Consider the following 23,849-nt stretch of genomic DNA (forward strand, 5'->3'; position numbering starts at 1 on the left):
TCATCATTAATGGAAAGCTTTTATAATTGTGGGGTATATTACAAGGGTAATAATTTGGAGAACAATAATTGCCATAACAATCATGCTAAAATAGAAGATTGGTTTACTTCGCTTCATTAAAAACATAATAATAAGCATCGTACAAGCAAACAAACTTAAGAAGAACAAACTTGTTGTCGAACTAAGTATACCACTTGGGACAAAGAACAATAACACTACACTACAAGTACCTATAATTCCAAATAACCATTCCATTCATTCACTCATTCCCTTTCCCTCTCATAGCTGTTTTCTCTAAGCAATCAAATGTTTCACAACATCGACTACATACGTTAATTTCTCATACGCTACAAATCCAAAAGCAACCGTTAAGCCCGTTACAACTAACCCTTTCATCATTTCTTCCTCCTCGTTTTATCGTTGTTATCTTCATTATAAAAGATTAGCAATTTCTTACCATCGAACTACCTTACAGTTACCTTACAGAATTGTAAGATTTCAAAAAGGGATTGAAAAACACCTCATATCGCTTGAGGTGCTTTCACGAAATTTCTCTATAATCACTTGCAAAATTAGCTTTTTTCTCTTGGTTACTTTTCGGCGAATCGACTCTTAGACTAATAGATTTACTAAATAATTTAGGATCAAAATAATTATGCGTTACTTTTCTTAACTTACCTTCAGATATTTTCGTATTACAAGAAAACAAAAAATGAAAATCATGTTAATATATTTTTGTACAATTAAGAATTTAATTTACAAGGGGGATTATATATGTTCAAAAAAGTAGCTGCTGATGTTTTAGGGTTAAGCGATGTAGGTTCTGTCATTACACCGAAAGATTACGATAAAGTTGATGCTGATGATTACGTGATGCACGAAGATGGAGAGAAAATTTATTTTCTAATTAAATCCAAATCAGATGAATATTGCTTCACAAACAAAGGATTACTCCACCTAGATGGTACAAGCGCAACAAGTAAAAAACGCACACTGCGCCGCTATAGCTATAGTAAATATCAAATTAAAAACGTAGCACTTGAAACTGCAGGAACGATTGATTTAGATATAGAAATTAAGTTTCAAATGGGAGATGAGCATTACTCAATTGATGTTCATAAAAAACATATTGAAGAATTAAAAGATTTATATAAGGCTTTACTTAAAATTGAAGAAATTTCATACGACAACGACATTACATTACAATATGCACATAAAAGTTTAGATATGGCATCTAATGCTTTCAGCCGTATTTCAAACGCACAAGTAAACTTAGCAGAGCAATTTAAAGAGATGAACGAGATTGCCTTTAACTGGCTTGTTGATACGAAGAAACAATACAATGTGAAAGATTATGGTTTTGTATTTGAGAAGTTTATTAATAACTAATTTAAAACAAAAAACCTTGTTATCAAAAGATAACAAGGTTTTTTTAGCGTCCCAGGAGAGATTCGAACTCCCGCTCCGCCCATTCCATACTATTTTATATATTTTGATCGCAGTCTTAATATATCTTCTCCTTCGCGAATACCTGCCGATCCCTTCCTCACATTTTTTACGACAGTCCAATTCGGATTAGTTTCATCACCGATGTTCTGTACTGTAAAGTTGCCGTCACCATATTTCCGTTGACCTTCTGCCAATTTCTCCGTTAAATCATTCTCTTTTGTTCTCGCCATCTTTGCGCCATCTCCCTTTTTATACAACCTTCTTAAACTGTCCAACTAATCACACGTCCAGTCAATTGGAGATTCTCGTTTTCCGCTTCTATTAATTGTAACACACTATCAGGGATAAGTTCCGATAACGGCTACTCAATCACACTAGAATGGTAAAAACTTTTATAACATTGCAAGTGAACAATTAGGAGAATCTGGATATGGATTTGAGTTCTACCATAAGCCTATTGATTCTTTAAATTAAATATGAGGAACAGGGCGCATAAAGTGTAACTTTAATCAACCCTCACCAATCGGACTTTTACGGACAGCCCGACCCCACCTAACTTCTTTGCTTCCGCTGAATTTTGAGGTGGGGGTCTTACTGCCCGGCAAATAGCGGGATAAACGGCGCTCTTTTTATTTAAGAAAAAGAAGTACATATGCAACTGCTTAATATCGAAGGAAAGGTCGCAGATATTAAGAATGAACTACACTTATAACCCAAACATCAATTTTTAGACAAACAAAAACCTTGTTATCAAAAGATAACAAGGTTTTTGTTAGCGTCCCAGGAGAGATTCGAACTCCCGACCGTACGCTTAGAAGGCGTATGCTCTATCCGGCTGAGCTACTGGGACATGGAGCGGGTGAAGAGAATCGAACTCTCGACCAGAGCTTGGAAGGCTCTTGTTTTACCACTAAACTACACCCGCATATGTTATTTTCTTTTCTTCGTTAGCGCCGTTGCCCTATCGACAATATTTATTATATGTATAACCATACATAAAGTCAACACCTTTTTTAAAAGAGGATAAATTTTATTATCCTCTTTTAAAAACTGCTTGTTCAACTAGTTGTCCGTCTAATGTTTCAAAACGAACTTCCATTTGATTTTCATCCATTTCTAATACAGCAAATGTCTTTTCTACACGCTGACGTGGTAATAAAATACTGCCTGGATTAATAAATAAAACGCCGTCGATTAATTCCGCACCTAATACGTGAGAATGTCCGAAGCATGCAACTTGCGCTCCTACTTCTTCCGCATGGTACGCTAGCGTTTGTAATGTCATTTTCACATTATGGCGATGTCCATGCACAACTAAGAAGCGAATTCCATTTACATCAGTTACAATTTCATCTTGAAAGTTAGCATAATCACAGTTTCCTTTTACAACACGGAAACCTTGCATTTCTTCATGAGCAGGCGTTAGCTCTGAATCACCGCAATGAATCATGATATCTACTTTCCCTTCATATTTCTCTTTCAACTGCTGTAATTCCTTCACAGAGCTATGACTATCGCTTACGATTAAAGCTTTCATCATACTCTCTCCCTTATTCTCCTAAAAACCATTCCGGGATTTTTTCTTCTAACTTACGAAGAGCACGACCACGGTGGCTAATAGCATTTTTCTCATCTGAACTTAATTCCGCCATTGCTTTTTTGTATTCTTCCACATAAAAGATCGGATCGTATCCAAAACCATTTTCTCCGCGGCGTTGTTCTAAAATAAATCCTTCACATGTCCCATTTACAATGACAGGCTTTTTATCACCTTCAGGGAAAGCAACTGCTAATGCACAATAGAAACGTGCTTTACGCTTTTCAAAGTCAATGCCATTTAATTCTTGTAACACTTTATCGATATTTGCTTGATCATTTTTCGGTTCACCAGCAAAACGCGCTGAATACACTCCTGGTTTTCCGTTTAAAGCATCTACAATAAGACCCGAATCATCCGCAATTACGATCGAATTCAGCTGTCTACTCAAACTATCCGCTTTTAAGATCGCATTTTCTTCAAATGTTTCACCTGTTTCTTCAACTTCTTCAATATGAGGAAAATCGTGTAATGATTTTACTTCTAAATCAAATCGCTCAAATAACTCAGCAAACTCACGTACTTTACCCATATTTTTTGTCGCTACAACAACTTGTTTCATACTTTCCACCTCTACTCTATATGAGATACGATGTCGCCTAAAGCTTCTTTTTGCATATCAATCAGTTGGAAAATGCCTTTTTCCGCAGCATCAAGTAGTTCATTTAACTGCGCTCTACTAAACGTCGCTTCTTCTCCAGTTCCTTGCACTTCAACAAATTGGCCTTTTCCAGTCATAATCACGTTCATATCAACGTCTGCTTTAGAATCTTCTGCATAGTTTAAATCTAAAACAACACCTTGCTCTTCAACAATCCCTACTGACGTTGCTGCTAAATAATCTTTTACTGGAATTTTAGATACTTTTTCTGCTTGTAATAACTTCTCAAAAGCTAGTACCATCGCTACATATGCACCTGTAATAGACGCTGTTCTCGTTCCACCATCTGCTTGGATAACATCACAGTCAATCCAAACTGTTCTCTCGCCAAGCGCTTCTAAATCAACTACCGCACGTAATGCTCGTCCAATTAGACGCTGAATTTCCATTGTACGTCCTGTTACTTTCCCTTTGCTTGACTCTCTAATTGTACGTTGTTCTGTTGCACGCGGAATCATCGCGTATTCAGCTGTTACCCAGCCCTTTCCTTCTCCACGCATAAACGGTGGTACACGCTCTTCAATTGTCGCTGAGCAAATCACCTTTGTATCCCCAACTTCAATTAATACAGATCCCTCTGGATGTTTTAAATAATTCGTATGAATATGTATATGGCGTAATTCTGTTTTCTCTCTACCATCTACTCGCATAAAAATAACCTCCTCTTAATTACTACTCGTTAGTATAGCCAATTTTAAATGTATGATATGTATACAATAAAAGAAGGAGAACCCAAAAAGCAATTCTCCTTTCTTACTTAAGTATATCAAATTATTCAAGATTAAAAACTACCTGTATTCACGTTTTCTGGACGATCTACAGGTTTTATTAACTTTCCGCCCTTTTCATCTATAAGATTTGCTTTTCCATTCACTTCAATAGAAACATTTTTCACACCTTTCTTTTCTGTTAAAGATAAAACTAACGACTTCAATACGTAATTTGAAATCATATTTTTATCTGGGTTTACAAATATATTTTCATTAAAGTTTAATGTAAGATTTCCGTCTTGTAATTTCGGATTCGTAATAAGCTTAACGCCTGGATTAAAATCATTCAGGAGCGATTGATGAATCGGACCTTTTACAAGCTCATCTATAATTGCTGCATAATCATTTTCTTTTCCTTCAGCAACGCGGCGCGTTACTGGTACGTAATATTGCTGTTTATTATTATTTTGCGCCATAAAATACAGTGTGACTGGTTTTGTATTTGTTACATCTGCTACTTGTTCATCATCGAAGTTAATACCATTTGCACGGCTCACTCCTTCACCAAGCGGTGTACCAGCAACCGGCATCTTCGCCAATTTCTCACCATTTATTTGGAACTGCACTTGTTTTATCTCTGTAAATTGCGTCAACGTCCACGCTATAGATTCAATGATTTGACGCTCTTCTTCTTTCGCATAGTTTTTCATTTCTTTAGAGAAATCAATAACTGCCGTCCCGTCCTTTTTCAAATCTAAAGTCATCGTTGTATTCGCCGGAATGACTGCACGAAACCCATTCGGTAATAAATTCGTTACCGGTCCATCTTTCACAAGGTATTCTAACGTTTGCTTCACAGTCTCATTTGCTTTCGGAGTAGGTATAGCTAACGTTTGTGGTACAACATAACCATTTTTATCAACAAGGTATAGTTCTCTATTTACCATTTGCCCTTGCTTATCTTTTTTAGCTACTTCTTTCTTCCCACCCTCTGTATACGTAACTTGTTTTGGCGGATCAATTTGTTCAGTTGCTTTCTCCTGATTTATAAAGCCACACCCTGTTAGTAAAACAGCGCTCACAGTAGCACCAACAACCCATTTAAAAGTGGATTTAGGCATGCCATTCCCCCCTAAAATCTAAGTTTGTACTATTATGTATACGAGCCGTTTCACATTTTAGAACAAGCTGTGCCTCTTATAAAGTGAAACTTTAATCAGTGGAGGTTCTAACTGCCCAGCAAATAGCAAGATAAAACAAAAAAACTCCTGATTTCTCAGGAGCTCACTTATATGAATTCTACTATTATTCTTTTTCTAAATGAATATGCTTCACATTTTCAATCGGTTGACCGAACCATTTTGATGCAATTTCTTTAAACAAGCCTATTTTTCCTGTTGTTAAGAAGAGATGATCGCTTTGTTCTTCTCCTTCATTCAACATTTTACTATGATATAAGATTGTACTTACTTCACGTGCTGTTTCATCACCAGAACTAATTAGTTGTACTTTATCTCCCATTACTTTTTTAATAACAGGTCCTAAAATTGGATAGTGTGTACACCCTAATATAAGTGTATCAATATCGGTACTTTTCAGTGGTTGCAGCGTTTCTCTTACAACTTCATACGCCATTTCACTTTCGAAATTCCCACTCTCTACAAGTTCAACGAAAGGTGGACAAGCTAAACTTTCTACCATAACACGGTTATTAATAGACTTTAACGCCTCTTCGTATGCACCACTTTTCACAGTTCCAATCGTTCCAATAATCCCAACATGATACGTGTTTGTCACTTTTAAAGCTGTACGTGATCCTGGGTGAATAACTCCCACTACTGGAATTGGTAATTGTTTTTGCATCTCTTCTAATACAACCGCAGTTGCTGTATTACACGCAATAACTAACATTTTGATATTTAAATCTAGTAAATGCTCCGTCATTTCCCACGTAAATTGACGCACTTCTTCTCGAGAACGCGGACCATAAGGACAACGTGCTGTATCTCCTAAATATATGATACGTTCTTTCGGCAACTGACGAATTAATTCCTTCGCTACTGTTAAACCGCCAACTCCTGAATCGATAACACCGATTGCTCTATTCAACTTCATCACCCGTTTTCTCATTCATCATCTTTTATGTTTATCATTATATTTTACACACTTTAAGTTCGCTCACTTCAAATGCTTCTGTATGAAAATTTTCATTTGCCCATGTATAGACTAGGACCTTTTTTATTTTGCTCCTTTTTTTCATAATTTGCAAGATAGAAAAATAACCGACCTTCTATAAGAAAGTCGGTTTCTTCTATATAAAGTGCATATTCATTGCTCCATCTTTTTTTGAAAAGAAGACATTCCCATTAATAAGACGAAATGAACAGAAATTAAAATGACGATCAAAATAAAATTCAATCGATAACTATTTGTAGATTCCATAATTTTGCTCGCTACAGCTGGCCCGAATGCCATACCGAAAAAGTTAATTAAATTATATAAACCAAGGCCGACTCCAACTTTAGCTGGATTTAATGTTTTCGGAATAAATGTGTTTAATGATACTTGAATTGCCGAATAACTCATAAATGTTAAAATAACCGCAAATAAAATAAAGAGTAAGTTCCCGTCTGGAATAATCCCTAAAATTAAAAAGCCAATGATCATAACTACAGACGCTACATACATCATCCTCACATTCCCAAACGCAGGAATAATCTTTCCGGTAATAAAACTAGATACAATACCAAAGAGAGATGCAACAAACAATACAATTCCAATAACGAACGGAGACAACCCGTGCCCTCTTCCTAACAGTAATGGTAATAATAATAAACTAGCACATAACGCCACATTAATGATAAATCCGACCGCTATTAAACGCAGTAATGGTTTATTTGTAAACAACTCAATATCAATAAACGGTGACTCTGCTCTCTTCATATGAGCCTTGAATAAAAATAGGAAAGCAACAGATAACACAAAAAGCCAACTATTAATATTCACTCCTAATAAAACGGTCGTAATCAATACAAATAATAAAAATGCTCCAATGAAATCAAAGTGGAACACTTCATCGGTATGTTGCACCTCTTCTGGCATAAATTTTACGAGCAAGAAAATACCAACCATTGAAATAACCATAAATAAAAATAAATACGGCCACCCTAACGTATTTGTAATTGCCCCACCAACTAAAGGTCCAATACCAACCGCTAATGCAATAGAAGAACTAATCATTGCTAACGCACCCGGTTTTTTAGCTGGAGCAACTAATTTAGCCACCGCAATCATACTAAGCGCAATAAACGCTGCTCCTCCGCTCGCCTGCACTAGCCTTGCGAAAATGATAATCTCATAAGATTGATTCACAAACCCAACAATAGAACCAGCTACAAATATGATAATAGAAATAATTAATAGCCTTTTTACACTGTAACGATCAGCCAGTTTTCCATATATCATCGAACCAATACCGACGACTAAAGAATACCCTACTACAACCCAACTTACTTTCGATTGACTAATTGATAAATCATTAGCAATATCCTCTAGCGCTACATTAAATAACACAGCGTTCATCGGTCCTAACAAAACAATAAAACATAATGTAAAAACAAACCATTTCGAATGGTTACTTATATCTTTCCCCATGTGTAACACTCTCCTGATTACAATTTTAAAACTGTCAAACTATTGATAAAAAAATGAAGTTATTTAAATGTTGTATCACCACTAAACAACTTCATTAAATGTATAAATGGTGCTAATTTATCGTGCGATAAATTGAATTCGAAACGAAACACGTATATTGTTCGATATTCATGGAACTATCATAGTTTCAGCATTACAGTTTGTCAACGAAAAACATACAAAGTAAACTATTTTAGTATTTTTAGTTTACTTTGTTCAAAAGTTATTATACACTAATTTCGAAGCTGATATAAGGAGGACTGGCATGATTATTCAAATTTGCATTTTTTAACTTAATAAAATGAAACGAATACAGAACTTTTATATAGAAGAGACATTATAGGAGGATTATGATGAAGAAAAAAATGTTAGTTGTATTAACAAGCGTAGAAAAATACCCAAATTTAAATAGGGCTACCGGACTTTGGCTCGGTGAAGCTGTACATTTCGTAAAAAAGTAGAAGAAGCGGGTTACGAAGTTGATTACGTCAGTCCACAAGGCGGTTATACACCAATTGATCCACATAGTTTAGCAATGGCGGAGAGCATCGATTGGGAATGGTACCAAAAGAAAGAGTTTATGAATCGCCTCGGTTCTACAATGAAACCAAGTGAAGTGAATCCAGAAGACTACGCTGTTATTTATTACGCAGGTGGTCACGGGGTTATTTGGGACTTCCCAGAAAATAAAGAACTTCAAAATATTAGCCGCAATATTTATGAAAACGGCGGTATTGTTTCTTCCGTTTGTCATGGAGCTGCTGGTTTATTTCATATTACATTAAGTAATGGGGATCGTTTAATTAGCGGTAAGAAGGTAACAGGCTTTTCAAATGAAGAAGAAAAATTAGCTGAATTAGATCAATTCGTTCCATTTTTAACAGAAGATGAACTCATTAAAAATGGAGGACTTTACGAAAAAGCTGCACAGCCTTGGGAAGCTTTTGCTCTAGAAGATAATCGTGTTATCACTGGTCAAAACCCAGCTTCAGGTGGTCCAGTAGCCGAATTAGTATTAAAACAGTTGCAAAAATAATATGTACTAAAAAAAGCAGATCTCCCTCTATTAAGGGAGATCTGCTTTTTTACGAAATCATTTGCAAAATAGCAATAACTTCTTTTTCAATTTCAGAATCATCAATTGCTTCTATATACTCTGGTTTAAAAAGTTGATACTTCTTTAATTGATAAAAATCAAGTATCGCTTTCTTTAAAGTAATATCGTACTGAATACAAAAAGAATGATCTATAATACGTCGTAACATCACATCATCTTGTACCATAAATAATTGTGCATTCATTTTATTAAAATAACCTTGTTCCATACCCGCTTCAAAAAACATTTGCAAATTATGATTACGATTTTGTTGTGCAGCGACTAATTGATCTGACAAATGCGGATATGCTTCTTTCAAATCTTGCAAAAAAACATCCGAAATATATGTCACACATTTTAAAGAGTGGATAAACGTCTTTTGGAAACGTTCTGCAAAAGACATGCTTTCATCTTGATTATCCACATCACCTTCGAGTAGATAATTCATGAAATCCTCTACTACCGCCTCAATAATTTCATCTTTCGAAGAAAAACGTTTATATAAAGTAGCTTTACTAATATCCATATATTTCGCAATTTCATCTATTTTCAATTGGCTAAAACTCGTCTTTCTAATAACGGGCTTTATTTTATTAATATAAGTATTTGCACATGCGACTTTTCTCATTTAAAAGAGCCTCCCCTTTTGTCCATACAAAATAGTATAGCAAATTCACGAATGATTATAAATGAAGTTATTATACTTATTACGCCTTTTTAGTTTATTACATTTTCATATACTATACATAAAAAACTATAATCCATTATCACCAACTGGACGGTTACAAACCAATTTTGAGGGGGGAATTTTAGGATAAAGTGAAACTTTAATCAACCCTCACCAATTGGGCTTTTACGGGCTGCTCGGCAAATAGCGGGATAAAAATACCCACTACCTTTGTTAGTAGCGGGTACTTTTTCTATAATTTATTTACAGCCCTTTTTATAGCCTTACCTATTTCCACGCTAGACTGTGGATTTTGTCCTGTAATTAAATGCCCATCTACTACCACATGCGGCGTAAAATTGGGAGCTACATAAAACAAAGCTCCTTCTTCTTTCAACTTACTTTCTAACAAAAACGGAACGCGCTTTTCTAAATGTACAGCTTTTTCTTCATCGTTTGTATAACCTGTTATACGCTTACCGGCAACAAAAAACGAGCTATCCTTATTTTTCACACCGACAAAGGAACTTACTCCGTGACAAACAGCCGCTACAATCCGGTTATCGTTATACATATTCTCAATTAAATTTGCTACATATGGATTACCTGGAAAATCTACAATCGCCCCGTGGCCACCACCAAATAAAACCGCATCATAATCCGAGAAATGAACATTTGAAATCGGCCTCGTATTTTGCAATAAAGAAGCTACATGCTTGAATTCACGAGGTATACCATTCGGAATAGACACTCTATCTATAGGTACTCTCCCGCCTTTTATTGACACAATATCAACATCAAACTTAGCCTTTTTAAATAAATGATAAGGAGCTGCGAGCTCTTCAAGCCACAAACCAGTCGGGTGTCCATTCATATCATGAGCACTTGTTGAAACTAACAGTATCCTTTTCAACTTATCCCCTCCTTATTACCTATTTATGTATGGAGTGTTCTTATCATTCATATAGCAAGTGAAGCAAACAAAAAAATAGCCGACTCTTTGTATAAAAGTCGGCTGCTTTCTTATAGTTCGAGCTCTCCCATACGAAGAAGCTCCACAACTGCTTGTGAACGTCCTTTAACCCCTAGCTTTTGCATTGCGTTTGAGATGTGGTTGCGAACTGTCTTTTCACTTATAAAAAGTTCACCTGCAATTTCCTTCGTTGTTTTATCTTGAACCAGTAATTCAAATACTTCTCTTTCTCTCTTTGTGAGTAAAGGTTTAGATTGATACGCTTTTTCCTTCAACTGGTATAACCCTCCTTGCTTAAGCCAGAGCTGTGTATGTGTAAGTTGGGTGTTTATTTAGTCAAGATATTGTATGAACGAAATGTGCAGGTGGTGAATGAAAATGGGCTTTATTTCCTATGTTATTTTAGACTTTTATACAGTGCGTACACTCTTTTTATCCACTTACTTTCCAGCGCGCCATATTTGTTCTAGCAATATACTTACAACCGTACCTACAAATAAACCATTACCGAATATATATTGCATAACAGACGGCAAGGATTGGAGTGCTCCAGACGGTAAAAACATAACGCCACTTCCAAATAATACTGCCACTCCTAAAATCGTTACATTCCTTTCACTCATCGGCACTTGTTTTATATTATTAAATCCAATTCCAATTAATTGTACGAACGAAGCCATTAAAACAGCCGATGCGACAGCCGATGGTAAAGATGCTAAGTAACGAATAATACTTGGAAAAAGAGACATTACGACTAGTAACGCACATGCCATTAAGAACGATCGTATATATTTTTGTTTTGTTAAGCGTATAAATCCTGCCGTTGCTGGTAACGGAACGATACCTACAGTTGAAAATACGGAGGAAATGATATGCGAAATCCCTCCAACCCACGTACCATCCTTCAACTGTTTTTGTTCAATAGTTGCTTTATGAATGGTAGCTTGATTAATCGCTATAATAGCTGCCACTGTATTTGAAACTAAAATACATACCATAACGAAACTGGATACTGCCATACCAGTATTCCATTTTGGAAGTCCCCAAGCAAACATTTGTGGAAGTTGTACAAAATGAGTTACTTGAGATGGAACCGTCACTTTTCCTGCAATGAGAAAAATAATCCACCCGCTAATTAATCCTATTAAAACTGCATAACTTTTGATAAAACCTCTTCCAAAATTAGACAGTATAATAACGAACAAAAATATACTAAACGCAATTATCGCTGTAAATCCATCGATTTGAGAAATAGTAGCTGTAATTCCTAGCATTCCTTTTAAAAATACACCACTTAATTGTAAACATAATAAAAGTAAAAACGTCCCTGTCACAACTGGCGTAAATAAAAATAAAATACGTCCTATAAAACCAGTTACTCCTAATCCTATTAAAATAACACCGGAGATTATCATTCCTAACTCTAAAATTTGCAGTGTACTATGCAATTGATCTTGTCCGGCAGTTGCATAAGCAAGTACTGTAAATACACCAACCCAAGATCCAGCTGGTCCATCCGCAATTGGAAGTCTATGCCCAATCCATCCTTGTAAGAAAGAAGATATACCAACTACAAAAAACGTACGCTGCATTAAATAAAATATTTCTTCCGTCGTAAGATGAAATAATCCACCAACGACAATTGGTAGTGCGATTGAATTTGCTAATAGAAATATAAACCATTGCAAAGTTCCCATAATATGATTTTGGTTATGTTGATTGTCCAAAATGTCCATCCCTTCTAGCTTTCCTATAAAAAATATATTGTAAGAATAAAAAAGAAGAGTTCTATATTCACAATTAGAACCCTCCCCAAGGTATTTAAACGATTCTTCTACACAAGATTATTGAATTCCAGCTCATTTAAGCTTCCAACAACAATATTTCCTTTATACACGACTAAACTTTTTTCTGTTTGGCGTGCTACCGCTTCAGCAGTGCATGTCGCATTTGTCAAAACAAAGCTCGCTTCATCCCCTACATTCGGCCATACCCGCTTCCCTTCATTATTTAACGTTTCTTTTCCTCCCGTAATAAAGCGAATTGCTTTTCCTAAAGACCTTTCGTCACTCCATCCAAAACGCTCTGCTAATCGATTTGCCTTTTGAAGCATATCACCTGTTCCAAACGGTGACCAATGATCTGTAATACTATCATTTCCTAATGAAACTTTAACACCTTTTTTATCTAATAACGGAATTGGAATTACTTGTTTACCAATTGGTACTGTTGAAGTAATATCAATATTTACAGCTGCGAGTCTTTCTGCCACTTCTTCAGCCTCTTTATCAGTAACACCACCAAGTCCAAGTGCATGACTAATTGTTACACGCCCTCGCCACCCTGCTTCTTCTGTTAAACTTGCCAATCTCTTCATCGTAAACGTTCCAAGATTATTCTCATCGTGTAAATGAATATCAACATCCGCATTAAATTCTACTGCGATATCCATAATTGTATGTAATGATTTTTCAATATCATTATCCACTGTAGCTGGATCTACTCCTCCGACTAGATGAGCACCCATACGCATCGCATCTTTCACGAGTTGCACAGAATTACTGCGCAATAATCCATGTTGCGGAAACGCAACAATTCTACTAGACACTCGATTTTTATATGTTTCTAATGCCGCTAACGTCGCCTCCAAATTACCAAGTCCAATAATCGGATCAACATTACAATGCGTTCTAATATTCGTTGCACCATTTCGCAGTAGTAACTCTAGCATATTTTCCGCTCTATCTTGAGCAGTTGCTAATTGCTTTAGTAAAATTTTTTCTTCTTCATTAAAACGTGTAAAAATACTTTCTGCTGGCTTACAAGCTTTCCAGGGGCCACTATAATATGTTTTATCAATGTGAATGTGCATCTCTTCGAAAGCTGGCAACATCAATAAGTGCTTAGCATCAAGCATTACTATATCTTCTTCTTGAACAACCCCTTCTATAATTTTTTTAATTCGTCCATCTTCAATGAGTAAACTACATAATTCTGTTTCTGTTCGCGAAATTCTCTCTTCTTCATATGTATACCTTGATTCAAGCATTACATTAGTCAACCAATATACTGTCATCCCTATTTCCCCACCCTTTATTAAAAATCACCTCATAACTACAAGTTTAATATCCACTGAAAATTAAGACAATTAATATGATCGTCTCTCAAAAAAAAATGTAATACAACCCCATAGTCTTCTCATAAATTTCCATATAGAATAAAAGTATGCAGTTTGATATAAAAAGGAGTTGATTGGAATATGTCAAAAAAGTTATGTAAATCCGAAACTGATAAAATGCTATTTGGTATATGTGGTGGTTTAGGAGAATATTTTGATATTAGCTCTACTCTTATTCGTATCATTTGGGTTATTGCTGTTTTATGTTTTGGGACAGGATTTTTAGTTTATTTCATTTGTTTATTACTTATGCCACGTTCGTACTAATGGTATCATTTCATATACTTAAGAAGAGCAAATCACCTATAGAATTCTATAGGTGATTTTTTCATGAAGAATATTTCATCGTTAAATGTAATACCGCCACTTCTTCTTCTTCATTTTTATAAACATGCTTCTTATTCGCTTCAAATTGGATGGAATCAAACTCATTTAATTCGTATACATCATTCTCCACTTGAATAGACACTTTCCCTTTCATTATCGTTACAAGCTCAATCGCACCTTCATGATGAGCTTCTGGTTCATATATACTATTTGATCGTAAACAAGCACGGTGCATTTCCATCCCTGTTTCTTTCGTATAACGGAACATCGTTTCTAAATGCCACGCTTGTCCTTCATCTACTGCAAATCCTTCTCCACAGCGCGCAACAGCTACAGGTTCTCCAACAACCATCAATCTGGATAAAGGAATTGATAACCCTTTCGTTATTTTCCAAATGACAGCTAGCGTCGGATTTGTTTCCCCTCTTTCAATTTTTCCTAATGTTAATTTACTTACTCCTGTTTTATGAGCTAATTCTTCTAAACTTAATTTCTGTTCATTTCGAATTTGTCTCAATAACTGTCCAACTTGTTGAATGACTTCTTTCGTTTGTATATCTTCATTTTCTTTCATATATAAAACCACCTTAAAGTATAAAATAGTTTACTTTTATTTAATTAAAGTATATCATACTATACATAATTATTTATTTTCGAAAGGAGTGCTATACTTTATGCGCGCAATTTTATTAGGTCTTTTATCATCTGCCTTTTTTTCTGCAACCTTTATTATTAATAGAGCAATGAATGTATCTGGAACGAGCTGGGCTTGGACAGCTTCCTTCCGTTTTTTATTTGCTCTTCCTATTTTATTCCTTATCGTTTTATTTCGCAAAAACTTTAGGGGATTATGGGAAGAATTAAAAAAACATCCATTAGCATGGATCGGATGGGGTTCCGTTGCAGGTATTGGTTTTTATTCTTTATTAAGTTTCGCAGCTGTCTTTTCTCCAGCTTGGCTCGTTGCTGGAACTTGGCAAGTTACGATTTTAGCTGGTTTACTACTATCACCACTATTTTTCGTGAAAATAGAAACAAAATCAGGTACGAAACTTGTACGTGGAAAAATTCCACTTCGTAGCTTATATGTTGCATTATTTATTTTACTTGGTGTAATTTGTATGCAAGCAACTGCAGCAGGCCATATTACAATGACTCAGTTCATTTCAGGTTTTTTACCTGTCGTATTAGCCGCTTTCTTATATCCGTTCGGTAACCGAAAAATGATGGAACTTGTTGGCGGACGCCTTGATACGTTCCAACGTGTATTAGGAATGGCTATTGGAAGTCTTCCTATAACAATTTTGCTTGGTGTATATGGATTTTCTACTACTGGCATTCCAACATCCAGCCAAATGCTTCAAGGGCTTTTATTAGCATTATGTTCCGGCGTTATTGCAACGATGACATTTTTCTTTGCTACTGACTTAGCAAAAGATAACCTCGCCTTACTCGGGGCAGTTGAAGCAACACAAGCTGGAACGATGGTATTTACCGTGCTTGGCGAAATCATTTTCTTAAATGGTTCATTCCCTGGAGGACTTTCCCTCATTGGAATGATTATTATTATGTTAGGAATGGTTGCAAATAGTATTTTAAACCGTTCTGTTCCAGTCGTTAAACAGAAAAAATCAGCATAAAAAAAGGGTATGGTTCTATAGAGATGAACCATACCCTTTTTTATTGTCCCCCTATTTCGCCTTATCAGAATAGTACTTCATTGGCTGTTTATACTAAAACTTATGTTATAATACGTTTCATGCGCATTAATAGGAGGTAAATTATGTTAAAAAAAGCAATCGCTGAATTTATTGGTACATTTGTACTTGTATTATTCGGAACTGGAGTAGCTGTCACTGGCGGCGGAATTGAAGGAATTGGAACATTAGGAATCGCTATGGCTTTCGGTCTATCTATTGTAGCTATGGCATATAGCATCGGAACAATTTCTGGATGTCACATTAACCCAGCAGTATCAATAGCTATGTTCATCAACAAACGAATGAACGCTATGGAACTTTGTTATTATGTATTAGCTCAAATTTTAGGTGGTTTATTAGGAACTGCAACGTTAGTAACAATTTTAAAATCTGCTAAAACACCTTTAGATAATTTAGGACAAAATGGTTTCGGAACTCTTGGTTTATCTGGAGCATTTTTAGTTGAGTTCATTTTAACTTTCGTATTCATTTTAGTTATCGTCGCTGTAACAGGTAAAAAAGGCAGTTCTTCTTTAGCGGGACTAGTAATTGGTTTCACATTAGTTTTAATTCACTTATTAGGAATTCCGTTAACTGGAACATCTGTTAACCCAGCTCGTAGTATCGCACCAGCTTTATTTGTTGGTGGAGAAGCACTTTCTCAACTATGGGTATTCATCGTAGCACCAATTCTTGGTGGTATCTTCGCAGCTATCGTAGGTAAATTCATTTTAAATACTGAAAAATAGAATTTTCAATATTTCTGAATAAAAAAAGGCGAGCCCTCATTATGAGGAAGCTCGCTTTTTTATTCTTTCATTTTAGACTTTAAATTTGTAACTAATTGATCTACCGTTACATTTGCAAGTACGTTTTCCATCGCTTCTTGCGCTTGCATTAAAATAATTTCTAATACTGATTGAATATTAGCTCCTACTGGACATTCAATGTTGGGATTTTCATGGAAGGAAAATAGCTGTCCTTCTTCTACAACTTCCACTGCTTTATATACATCAAGTAATGTAATTTCTTCTAAATCTCGAGCAAGTGTCGTACCACCTTTACCAGCTTGTACATCAACAAGTCCTGCTCTCTTCAACATTCCTGTAATGCGACGAATCACAACTGGATTTGTATTCACACTACCGGCAATCCATTCAGAGGTACAGCGAGAGTTTCGATCTATCGCAAGTAATGTCAGCATATGAACACCTACTGTAAAACGACTACTAATCCCCATCTGCACACCCTCCTTTTTATTCATTCTATTAAAAGACAACTCTTATTATTATATACTATTTTTAATTTATACATAAAGAAAAAGCATGATTTCAATAGGAAATCATGCTTTTCTCTCATTATTGACGCTTTATAAATTTCGCTAAATCTTTAAATTTAACTTTATCTGAGTAATTCATTACGCCGTTTACGTAAATGCGGCTTGTAACAGCATTTAATACCGCAATTGTCGCCAATAAGACCGCTAATGTTATCGTAATTTCTAGCATACCTGCTTCACCAGCTACAATACGTGAGAAGGTAACCATCGGTGTAAAAAATGGAACGTAAGAACTTACAACAACGATAGTACTATTCGGATCACTTAATGATTTAATACTAATGAAGAATGCAGCCATAATTAAAATCATTACCGGGAAAGATACAGCTTGTAAATCCTCCGTCTTAGACACGACAGCTCCAGCAGCAGCATACATCATCGCATATAGTAAATATCCCGTAATGAAATAAACAAGAAACATGCTGATAACCTTTGCATCTAATTTCGTAAAGTCAATTGGAATACCAAATAGTGAGGCACTTTCTAAATCAACCCAACCCAACAAATATGGAATAAGATAACCACACGCCAATATGACAAGTTGCAATAACGCCGTTGAAACAACCGCTAAAATTTTCGCATACATCATTGTAAGAGGCTTCACTTTCGGAAGCATTACTTCCATTACACGTGACGCCTTTTCAGATGCAATATTCATTGCGATTGTATTTCCGAACGCTACAATAAACATATATAAAGCAAATGTAAAGAAATAGGCAATTCCGAAAGAAGATGTACGATCTTTTATCGCTTCTTGCTTTACTTGAATTTCTGTTTGTAATTGCTGTGCAATTTCTGGTGAAACATTATTTTTGGCAATCGTCACCATCGTATATTGTTGCTTTAAATATCCTGCCATAATTGCGGAAGTTGCTTGGCTTGGAAATCCATTATACATATATGTAATCGATGGAGCCCCACCCTTTTCCGTCACATGGAATAGACCATCTAAATCGCCATCTTCTACTTGCTTATGCAGTTTATCAAAATCATCCTTTGAACCCAGTGTTATTTTTGCTGATGGCAATAGCTTATTTAGCTCATCTTTTTGTACTTTATATGTGGAACTCTCTACTACAACTGCAATTTTATCTTTATCCTTATTTTTATCATCGCCTGAAGTAAAATGATTAAATGCAAAAATCCCAAACACAACTAAAAATAAAATCGCACTCGTAATTAATGATTTTTTAGATAAAAACGCTTCCCTAAAATAAAATGAAAATACGTGAGAAAATTTACGCATCGTTATTTCGCCCTCTCTACAAAGATTTCGTTTAACGTCGGCTCTAACATTTTAAATTGTCGTAAGCTAACACCTTGCTCTTGCAACTGTTGCAAAATCTCGAGAGCTTCCGCATCGCCTTGTACTTTCACATAAAGAAGGCCTTGTTGTTTTTCATACGATACATGTATAGCTTCTAATCCCTTTTCATTCTCTACTGTATCTTCAATCGTTAAATTACGGAAACCGTATTCTTTCTTAATATCACTTAGCTGTCCTTTTACGACTGCTTCACCTTTTTTCAAAATACATACATGTTGGCAAAAAGCCTCTACTTGTTCCATACGATGACTTGATAAAATAATCGTCTTTCCGCTCTGTACTTGTTCTTCAATAATACTAGCTAACATCCCGGCATTAACTGGATCAAGGCCACTGAATGGTTCATCTAAAATGAGAAGTTCCGGATTATGAAGAAGAGCAGCAATTAATTGGATTTTTTGCTGATTCCCTTTTGAAAGCTCTCCAGCCGTTTTAAATTTATATTCTGGTATCGCTAAACGCTCTAACCAGTGATCAATAGCGTGATCTACTTCTTTCTTCGACATCCCTTCTAATCTACCAAAATATCGCAGCTGGTCTATTACTCTACTTTTTGTATATAAACCTCTTTCTTCTGGTAAATACCCAATTGTTACGCCACTATTCCCAAATGCTTTTCCATCCCACGTAATCGAACCTTCATTAGGCGTTAATAATCCGAGAAGCATTTTGATTGTTGTTGTTTTCCCTGCACCATTTCGTCCAAGTAACCCTAGTACTTCACCTTTTGGTAACGAAATTTGTAAACCGTTAACAGCTTTTGATTCCCCAAATTGTTTCGTTAAGTTTTGAATTTGTAAACTCAAAGTTTAAAGCCTCCCTTTTAGTATCATTCGTACTCTCTTTCAAAGACTATGTTTATTCAAGACAAAATATAGCGCTACACTTCATCCTCTTATATGTAAACACCGTCATTAATCCATCATTTGTTCTATTTAGTTAAAATTGTAAATAATAAAGCGCTCTTTGTCAATTATAATTGTCATTTCGACAATTAAACTTGTCAAAACAACTGTTATTATTTTGCTCATCTTTCTAATATAGGACATACTACTATATATATAAAAGACAATATGCAAATGTTCATATAAAAATATTATATTTTAATATATAATATAAAATGATTTTCTAACATCAAGGAGGATACATATGAAGATGAAGAGGGGCATTACCACTTTATTATCTGTAGCGGTTCTATCTACATCACTTGTAGCATGTTCAGGAACACCAGAGAAAACAGTGGCGAAAGAAGAGAAAGTAAAATTAACAGAACAACAATTAATGGCTGATTTATGGTATCAAACAGCCGGTGAAACGAAAGCACTTTACTACCAAGGGTACAACATTGGTCAATTAAAACTTGATGCAGTTCTTGCAAAAGGGACAGAGAAAAAACCTGCTATCGTACTTGATTTAGACGAAACTGTTTTAGATAACAGTCCTCATCAAGCAATGAGCGTAAAAACAGGCAAAGGTTATCCTTACAAATGGGATGATTGGATTAACAAAGCTGAGGCTGAAGCCCTTCCAGGCGCAATTGATTTCTTAAAATATACAGAGTCTAAAGGTGTAGATATTTACTATATCTCAAATCGTAAAACGAACCAACTAGATGCAACAATTAAAAATCTTGAGCGTGTAGGTGCTCCTCAAGCAACGAAAGAACATATATTACTACAAGATCCGAAAGAAAAAGGAAAAGAAAAACGCCGTGAACTCGTTTCTCAAACTCATGATATTGTCTTATTCTTCGGTGATAACTTATCTGATTTCACAGGTTTTGATGGAAAATCTGTAAAAGATCGTAACCAAACAGTAGAAGATTCAAAAGTACAATTTGGTGAGAAATTCATTATTTTCCCGAATCCAATGTATGGCGATTGGGAAGGCGCTTTATATGATTATGATTTCAAAAAATCAGATGCAGAAAAAGATAAAATCCGTCGCGACAACTTAAAATCATTTGAAGTAAAATAAAGAGGATGGCATTCGCCATCCTCTTTATTTTGCTTTCTCTGTTAAAGGCAAGATAAATACTTCCACACGTCTATTCTTTGCCTTTCCTTCTTGTGTATCGTTTGGAGCAATCGAACGGTATTCTCCGTAACCAATCGCACTAAATTTTTCTGGTTGTAATTCTTTATTTTGCAGTAATACTTGCATAAAATTAACTGCCCGCTGCGTACTTAATTCCCAATTCGACGCAAACTGTGCATTGGCAATAGGGACATTATCCGTATGACCGGATACTGTAATTTCACGAGGTGACGCTGAAACAAGTAAGCTAGACATTTCTTTTGCAATCCCTAAAGATTCTAATTTCACATCTGCTTTCCCCGAATCAAACAGTATATTTTCTAATATTGTCACCATTAATCCCTTTTCAGTTAATTTAGTTTGAAAAGAAGAGGATAATTGTTTTTCATTAATATATTGATCAATCTTTTTTTGTAATGCTTTCAATTCATCCATCTCTTTTTTTTCTTTAGCTCTAGCTTCTTCTTGTTTTTTTGCTTGTTCTGCCTCAAGGCTACTTGCCGATAATTCTTTTTCATCATTTGGCTTTTGATCACTTAAAAATTCTTTGTTACCTGTTCCCCCGGCTAATTCACTTCGAAAAGCAACTGCCATCTGTTTAAACTTCGCAGCATCTATACTACTCATTGCGAATAAAACGATAAACAATGCAAATAACAACGTTAACATATCAGAATATGGGATTAACCACGTTTCATCGATATGCTCATCATGTTTTTTCTTTTTGCCTCTTCTATTTTTCTTACTCCGCATTTTTTTCTGCTCCTTTTTCTAGCTTTTTACGCTCAGTTGCAGAAAGTGCACCTAAAATGCGGTTCTTCATAATAAACGGATATGTACCTTCTTGTAACATTAATAAACAATCAATGATTAAACGTTTTTTCTCAATTTCAGCTGAAGATTTTTGCTTTAACTTATTTGCAAATGGATGCCATAATACATACCCTGAAAAAATACCAAAAATCGTTGCAATAAATGCACCCGAAATAGCATGACCTAACTTTTCAATATCAGTTAAGTTACCAAGCGCAGCTACAAGACCGATAACAGCACCTAAAACTCCTAATGTCGGTGCATACGTACCAGCTTGTGAAAAAATAGCAGCTCCCTTTGCATGTCTTTCTTCAATTGCCTCTAATTCAGATTCCAAAATTTGCTCTAAATCTTCTGCGGATACGCCATCAATCACAAATTTCATACCGCGCAAAAGAAATTCATCTTGAATTTTGTCTAATTGTTGCTCTAAAGACAAAATACCGTATTTTCTACTTTCAGATGTCCAATGAACAAATAATTCTAGCAACTGTTCATAACTTAAATCCTTTTTATTTGAACCAAAAAGAACTTTAAATAGTTTTGGAACCCTTTTTAGTTGATTCATCGGAAATGCAATACATACTGCAGCAAATGTACCGATAAAAATAATTAATGCTGCGGCAGGATTTAATAAGGCTGTTACGTCAGCGCCCTTGACGACCATCCCTACTACCACTGCTAAAAATCCTAAAATAAGTCCAATAATTGTTGCAAAATCCATTCCCATTCACTCCTAGTCTATACAAGAAGTTCTTTATTCTCGATAATCGCTACATCTTCTTATGTATATATATTACATAAAAAATGCAATTCATGAAAGATAAGAAATGAATTATATAAAAAAATACTACAAATTCACACATTTTCTGACATTTTCTTTGCATTTCTATTACGTTATGACTCTTATATTTCTTTTCCAACAAACTAGACTTATAATAAAAAAAGATACATATTTTATTAAGAAGGGACTGTGATTACAAGGCATTATGAAAAAGATAATAATTATTTCTGCCACTACTATTGTAATCGGTATCACATCTTTCGCTTACTTTGGTTCTAAATCACCACTACATAATGAAGCGAAAGCTGTCGAAAGTCAAAAACATAATAACCACCCAAAAGAAGAGATTCCTGCTTTTCCAAAAGCTGATCATAATGCAAAGCAAATAGACAATGACTTTTCAGTTGTAACAAATCCAAAATCTAATCTTGTCTTAATTAATAAACATCGAAAACTACCAGATGGATACACTCCTGAAGACTTAACAAGACCAAACGTACCATTCACTAGTCCAAAAGATAAAGAAAAAACGCTACTACGCAAAGATGCTGCAGAAGCACTTGAAAACATGTTCAAAGCTGCAAAAAAAGAAGGGATTGATCTTACAGCTGTGTCTGGTTATCGTTCATACAAACGTCAAAAATCGTTGCATGATACATACGTTAGACGTCAAGGAAAAGCTGAAGCTAATTCAGTAAGCGCAATTCCTGGTACAAGTGAACACCAAACGGGTTTAGCAATGGATATTAGTTCAAAAACAGCTAAATTTCAATTAGAGCCTATCTTCGGAGAGACAGCAGAAGGAAACTGGGTCGCGGAACACGCTCATAAATTCGGCTTTGTCATTCGTTACTTAGAAGATAAAACAGATACAACAGAATATGCATATGAACCATGGCACTTACGCTACGTTGGTAATCCATACGCTACATACCTATATAAACATCACTTAACATTAGAAGAAGCAATGGAAGACAAAAAATAAGAGAGCAAATTGCTCTCTTATTTTTCTTTCACTCTATCATTGTAGTAATTTCTTCTTCCATTCTTCAGGCCACGGTTCGCCTCTTCCTGTTTTTTTCGACGCTTGAACCATCATTCCACGACCTACTAAACAAACCTCTCCTTCTGCATTCTTCACCATATAATGTAAATCCAAAGAAGAATTCCCAACCGATCCTGCCTTTACATACACCTTCAACTGTTCATCATAATATATTTGCTTAATAAAATTACATTGTAAATCCGCAACAACGATCATCGTGTCTGATGATGTATGTGTCCACTCTTGCATAAATCCAAGTTCTTTAAACAACGCGATACGAGCTTCTTCAAAATAAGTAAAAGCAACGACATTATTTACATGTCCAAACATATCTACTTCACCAAAACGAACCTTTACAGGATTGTAAAATAAAAAACCACTTTCCCATTTCTCGAAGTCTTCAATATAAGAAATTCTCTTCAACGTTATCTCCTCTTCCTCTCAAAAAAACAG

26 protein-coding genes, 2 tRNA genes and 1 pseudogene are annotated in these 23,849 nt (G+C 35.3%); 7 read left to right on the plus strand and 22 right to left on the minus strand.

Annotated features, from left to right (window positions below; all coding sequences use genetic code 11):
* Positions 1-6: 6 nt before the first annotated feature.
* The gene (locus BCG9842_RS30405; RefSeq protein WP_001983650.1) at positions 7-255 is read right to left on the minus strand and encodes a hypothetical protein; all 249 of its coding nucleotides are present in this window, start codon (positions 253-255) and stop codon (positions 7-9) included.
* A 519-nt stretch (positions 256-774) separates the two neighbouring features.
* On the opposite strand from BCG9842_RS30405, the gene BCG9842_RS22275 reads away from it, so the two are divergent.
* Entirely contained in the window at positions 775-1,389 is a 615-nt protein-coding gene (locus tag BCG9842_RS22275) for a PH domain-containing protein (protein WP_000475213.1), read from the plus strand.
* An 89-nt stretch (positions 1,390-1,478) separates the two neighbouring features.
* On the opposite strand, the gene BCG9842_RS22280 is transcribed toward BCG9842_RS22275, so the two are convergent.
* The 9 genes from BCG9842_RS22280 to BCG9842_RS22320 all read right to left on the minus strand — a co-directional run bounded on the left by BCG9842_RS22280 (position 1,479) and on the right by BCG9842_RS22320 (position 8,071).
* Positions 1,479-1,679, minus strand: coding sequence for a hypothetical protein (locus BCG9842_RS22280; RefSeq protein ID WP_000124591.1), 201 nt, complete (start codon positions 1,677-1,679; stop codon positions 1,479-1,481).
* 546 nt (positions 1,680-2,225) lie between these two features.
* Positions 2,226-2,299, minus strand: a tRNA-Arg gene (locus BCG9842_RS22285).
* A gap of 1 nt (position 2,300) precedes the next feature.
* Positions 2,301-2,374 (minus strand) — tRNA-Gly (locus BCG9842_RS22290).
* Between the two features lie 108 nt (positions 2,375-2,482).
* The gene (locus tag BCG9842_RS22295) at positions 2,483-2,986 is read right to left on the minus strand and encodes a metallophosphoesterase (protein ID WP_000645510.1); all 504 of its coding nucleotides are present in this window, start codon (positions 2,984-2,986) and stop codon (positions 2,483-2,485) included.
* 13 nt (positions 2,987-2,999) lie between these two features.
* Positions 3,000-3,608, minus strand: coding sequence for an XTP/dITP diphosphatase (locus BCG9842_RS22300; protein WP_000815946.1), 609 nt, complete (start codon positions 3,606-3,608; stop codon positions 3,000-3,002).
* Positions 3,609-3,619: 11 nt separating this feature from the next.
* Positions 3,620-4,357, minus strand: a complete 738-nt coding sequence (gene rph, locus BCG9842_RS22305; RefSeq protein ID WP_001261763.1) for a ribonuclease PH — start codon at positions 4,355-4,357, stop codon at positions 3,620-3,622.
* A 131-nt stretch (positions 4,358-4,488) separates the two neighbouring features.
* Complete coding sequence (gene gerM / locus BCG9842_RS22310; RefSeq protein WP_001126744.1) at positions 4,489-5,538, minus strand: spore germination protein GerM; 1,050 nt, start codon at positions 5,536-5,538, stop codon at positions 4,489-4,491.
* 184 nt (positions 5,539-5,722) lie between these two features.
* The gene (gene racE, locus BCG9842_RS22315; RefSeq protein ID WP_000774005.1) at positions 5,723-6,532 is read right to left on the minus strand and encodes a glutamate racemase; all 810 of its coding nucleotides are present in this window, start codon (positions 6,530-6,532) and stop codon (positions 5,723-5,725) included.
* Positions 6,533-6,745: 213 nt separating this feature from the next.
* Positions 6,746-8,071, minus strand: coding sequence for an MFS transporter (locus tag BCG9842_RS22320; protein ID WP_000513864.1), 1,326 nt, complete (start codon positions 8,069-8,071; stop codon positions 6,746-6,748).
* Between the two features lie 392 nt (positions 8,072-8,463).
* Here BCG9842_RS22320 and BCG9842_RS22325 point away from each other — a divergent pair.
* Positions 8,464-9,146: pseudogene (locus BCG9842_RS22325) on the plus strand (type 1 glutamine amidotransferase domain-containing protein).
* A 49-nt stretch (positions 9,147-9,195) separates the two neighbouring features.
* Here BCG9842_RS22325 and BCG9842_RS22330 read toward each other — a convergent pair.
* The 5 genes from BCG9842_RS22330 to BCG9842_RS22350 form a co-directional block, all read right to left on the minus strand.
* Positions 9,196-9,834 carry a TetR/AcrR family transcriptional regulator gene (locus tag BCG9842_RS22330; RefSeq protein ID WP_001233034.1) on the minus strand — a complete coding sequence of 213 codons (639 nt, stop codon included), beginning with the start codon at positions 9,832-9,834 and terminating at the stop codon, positions 9,196-9,198.
* A gap of 292 nt (positions 9,835-10,126) precedes the next feature.
* Positions 10,127-10,747, minus strand: coding sequence for a type 1 glutamine amidotransferase domain-containing protein (locus BCG9842_RS22335; protein WP_044784586.1), 621 nt, complete (start codon positions 10,745-10,747; stop codon positions 10,127-10,129).
* 149 nt (positions 10,748-10,896) lie between these two features.
* The gene (gene gerE / locus BCG9842_RS22340) at positions 10,897-11,121 is read right to left on the minus strand and encodes a spore germination transcription factor GerE (protein WP_000659484.1); all 225 of its coding nucleotides are present in this window, start codon (positions 11,119-11,121) and stop codon (positions 10,897-10,899) included.
* A 165-nt stretch (positions 11,122-11,286) separates the two neighbouring features.
* Positions 11,287-12,582, minus strand: a complete 1,296-nt coding sequence (locus tag BCG9842_RS22345; RefSeq protein WP_003257696.1) for a purine/pyrimidine permease — start codon at positions 12,580-12,582, stop codon at positions 11,287-11,289.
* A gap of 98 nt (positions 12,583-12,680) precedes the next feature.
* On the minus strand, positions 12,681-13,922 hold the full coding sequence (locus BCG9842_RS22350) for an amidohydrolase family protein (RefSeq protein WP_000219574.1): 1,242 nt from the start codon (positions 13,920-13,922) through the stop codon (positions 12,681-12,683).
* Between the two features lie 183 nt (positions 13,923-14,105).
* Here BCG9842_RS22350 and BCG9842_RS22355 point away from each other — a divergent pair, with 183 nt between their 5' ends.
* Positions 14,106-14,291: a PspC domain-containing protein gene (locus BCG9842_RS22355; RefSeq protein ID WP_000038411.1), complete on the plus strand. Its 186-nt coding sequence runs from the start codon at positions 14,106-14,108 to the stop codon at positions 14,289-14,291.
* A gap of 61 nt (positions 14,292-14,352) precedes the next feature.
* Here the strand turns inward: BCG9842_RS22355 and BCG9842_RS22360 are convergent, their stop codons facing one another.
* Positions 14,353-14,925 carry a helix-turn-helix domain-containing protein gene (locus BCG9842_RS22360; RefSeq protein WP_000661914.1) on the minus strand — a complete coding sequence of 191 codons (573 nt, stop codon included), beginning with the start codon at positions 14,923-14,925 and terminating at the stop codon, positions 14,353-14,355.
* Between the two features lie 100 nt (positions 14,926-15,025).
* On the opposite strand from BCG9842_RS22360, the gene BCG9842_RS22365 reads away from it, so the two are divergent.
* On the plus strand, positions 15,026-15,991 hold the full coding sequence (locus BCG9842_RS22365; protein WP_001201632.1) for a DMT family transporter: 966 nt from the start codon (positions 15,026-15,028) through the stop codon (positions 15,989-15,991).
* A 143-nt stretch (positions 15,992-16,134) separates the two neighbouring features.
* Positions 16,135-16,800, plus strand: a complete 666-nt coding sequence (locus BCG9842_RS22370; protein WP_000913211.1) for an aquaporin — start codon at positions 16,135-16,137, stop codon at positions 16,798-16,800.
* A gap of 59 nt (positions 16,801-16,859) precedes the next feature.
* Here BCG9842_RS22370 and BCG9842_RS22375 read toward each other — a convergent pair whose 3' ends face one another.
* From BCG9842_RS22375 to BCG9842_RS22385, 3 genes are all read right to left on the minus strand, one after another.
* Complete coding sequence (locus tag BCG9842_RS22375; RefSeq protein ID WP_000512998.1) at positions 16,860-17,291, minus strand: Rrf2 family transcriptional regulator; 432 nt, start codon at positions 17,289-17,291, stop codon at positions 16,860-16,862.
* A gap of 118 nt (positions 17,292-17,409) precedes the next feature.
* Positions 17,410-18,636, minus strand: a complete 1,227-nt coding sequence (locus tag BCG9842_RS22380; protein ID WP_001224985.1) for an ABC transporter permease — start codon at positions 18,634-18,636, stop codon at positions 17,410-17,412.
* Between the two features lie 2 nt (positions 18,637-18,638).
* Complete coding sequence (locus BCG9842_RS22385) at positions 18,639-19,523, minus strand: ABC transporter ATP-binding protein (RefSeq protein WP_000058118.1); 885 nt, start codon at positions 19,521-19,523, stop codon at positions 18,639-18,641.
* A 343-nt stretch (positions 19,524-19,866) separates the two neighbouring features.
* Between BCG9842_RS22385 and BCG9842_RS22390 the strand changes: the two genes are divergently transcribed.
* Positions 19,867-20,694, plus strand: coding sequence for a 5'-nucleotidase, lipoprotein e(P4) family (locus BCG9842_RS22390; RefSeq protein ID WP_000782773.1), 828 nt, complete (start codon positions 19,867-19,869; stop codon positions 20,692-20,694).
* Positions 20,695-20,718: 24 nt separating this feature from the next.
* Here BCG9842_RS22390 and motB read toward each other — a convergent pair whose 3' ends face one another.
* A complete protein-coding gene (motB, locus tag BCG9842_RS22395) occupies positions 20,719-21,507 on the minus strand; it encodes a flagellar motor protein MotB (RefSeq protein ID WP_001256733.1) in 789 nt (262 codons plus the stop codon).
* A complete protein-coding gene (gene motA / locus BCG9842_RS22400; RefSeq protein ID WP_000344851.1) occupies positions 21,497-22,291 on the minus strand; it encodes a flagellar motor stator protein MotA in 795 nt (264 codons plus the stop codon). The genes motB and motA overlap by 11 nt, the downstream gene beginning before the upstream one ends.
* A 265-nt stretch (positions 22,292-22,556) precedes the next feature.
* Here motA and BCG9842_RS22405 point away from each other — a divergent pair, with 265 nt between their 5' ends.
* Positions 22,557-23,336, plus strand: coding sequence for a M15 family metallopeptidase (locus tag BCG9842_RS22405; protein ID WP_000720195.1), 780 nt, complete (start codon positions 22,557-22,559; stop codon positions 23,334-23,336).
* A gap of 36 nt (positions 23,337-23,372) precedes the next feature.
* Here the strand turns inward: BCG9842_RS22405 and BCG9842_RS22410 are convergent, their stop codons facing one another.
* A complete protein-coding gene (locus BCG9842_RS22410; RefSeq protein ID WP_000822726.1) occupies positions 23,373-23,819 on the minus strand; it encodes an acyl-CoA thioesterase in 447 nt (148 codons plus the stop codon).
* Between the last annotated feature and the right edge of the window lie 30 nt (positions 23,820-23,849).

It is taken from the genome of Bacillus cereus G9842, from assembly GCF_000021305.1.
GTDB lineage: Bacteria > Bacillota > Bacilli > Bacillales > Bacillaceae_G > Bacillus_A > Bacillus_A thuringiensis_S.

What these genes read in the sequence shown, in the direction of transcription:
- BCG9842_RS30405 (WP_001983650.1), bottom strand. Translation starts at nt 255, where the DNA reads ATGGAATGGTTATTTGGAATTATAGGTACTTGTAGTGTAGTGTTATTG.
- BCG9842_RS22275 (WP_000475213.1), top strand. Translation starts at nt 775, where the DNA reads ATGTTCAAAAAAGTAGCTGCTGATGTTTTAGGGTTAAGCGATGTAGGT.
- BCG9842_RS22280 (WP_000124591.1), bottom strand. Translation starts at nt 1,679, where the DNA reads ATGGCGAGAACAAAAGAGAATGATTTAACGGAGAAATTGGCAGAAGGT.
- BCG9842_RS22295 (WP_000645510.1), bottom strand. Translation starts at nt 2,986, where the DNA reads ATGAAAGCTTTAATCGTAAGCGATAGTCATAGCTCTGTGAAGGAATTA.
- BCG9842_RS22300 (WP_000815946.1), bottom strand. Translation starts at nt 3,608, where the DNA reads ATGAAACAAGTTGTTGTAGCGACAAAAAATATGGGTAAAGTACGTGAG.
- rph (WP_001261763.1), bottom strand. Translation starts at nt 4,357, where the DNA reads ATGCGAGTAGATGGTAGAGAGAAAACAGAATTACGCCATATACATATT.
- gerM (WP_001126744.1), bottom strand. Translation starts at nt 5,538, where the DNA reads ATGCCTAAATCCACTTTTAAATGGGTTGTTGGTGCTACTGTGAGCGCT.
- racE (WP_000774005.1), bottom strand. Translation starts at nt 6,532, where the DNA reads ATGAAGTTGAATAGAGCAATCGGTGTTATCGATTCAGGAGTTGGCGGT.
- BCG9842_RS22320 (WP_000513864.1), bottom strand. Translation starts at nt 8,071, where the DNA reads ATGGGGAAAGATATAAGTAACCATTCGAAATGGTTTGTTTTTACATTA.
- BCG9842_RS22330 (WP_001233034.1), bottom strand. Translation starts at nt 9,834, where the DNA reads ATGAGAAAAGTCGCATGTGCAAATACTTATATTAATAAAATAAAGCCC.
- BCG9842_RS22335 (WP_044784586.1), bottom strand. Translation starts at nt 10,747, where the DNA reads ATGAATGGACACCCGACTGGTTTGTGGCTTGAAGAGCTCGCAGCTCCT.
- BCG9842_RS22345 (WP_003257696.1), bottom strand. Translation starts at nt 12,582, where the DNA reads ATGGACATTTTGGACAATCAACATAACCAAAATCATATTATGGGAACT.
- BCG9842_RS22350 (WP_000219574.1), bottom strand. Translation starts at nt 13,922, where the DNA reads ATGACAGTATATTGGTTGACTAATGTAATGCTTGAATCAAGGTATACA.
- BCG9842_RS22355 (WP_000038411.1), top strand. Translation starts at nt 14,106, where the DNA reads ATGTCAAAAAAGTTATGTAAATCCGAAACTGATAAAATGCTATTTGGT.
- BCG9842_RS22360 (WP_000661914.1), bottom strand. Translation starts at nt 14,925, where the DNA reads ATGAAAGAAAATGAAGATATACAAACGAAAGAAGTCATTCAACAAGTT.
- BCG9842_RS22365 (WP_001201632.1), top strand. Translation starts at nt 15,026, where the DNA reads ATGCGCGCAATTTTATTAGGTCTTTTATCATCTGCCTTTTTTTCTGCA.
- BCG9842_RS22370 (WP_000913211.1), top strand. Translation starts at nt 16,135, where the DNA reads ATGTTAAAAAAAGCAATCGCTGAATTTATTGGTACATTTGTACTTGTA.
- BCG9842_RS22375 (WP_000512998.1), bottom strand. Translation starts at nt 17,291, where the DNA reads ATGGGGATTAGTAGTCGTTTTACAGTAGGTGTTCATATGCTGACATTA.
- BCG9842_RS22380 (WP_001224985.1), bottom strand. Translation starts at nt 18,636, where the DNA reads ATGCGTAAATTTTCTCACGTATTTTCATTTTATTTTAGGGAAGCGTTT.
- BCG9842_RS22390 (WP_000782773.1), top strand. Translation starts at nt 19,867, where the DNA reads ATGAAGATGAAGAGGGGCATTACCACTTTATTATCTGTAGCGGTTCTA.
- motB (WP_001256733.1), bottom strand. Translation starts at nt 21,507, where the DNA reads ATGCGGAGTAAGAAAAATAGAAGAGGCAAAAAGAAAAAACATGATGAG.
- motA (WP_000344851.1), bottom strand. Translation starts at nt 22,291, where the DNA reads ATGGATTTTGCAACAATTATTGGACTTATTTTAGGATTTTTAGCAGTG.
- BCG9842_RS22405 (WP_000720195.1), top strand. Translation starts at nt 22,557, where the DNA reads ATGAAAAAGATAATAATTATTTCTGCCACTACTATTGTAATCGGTATC.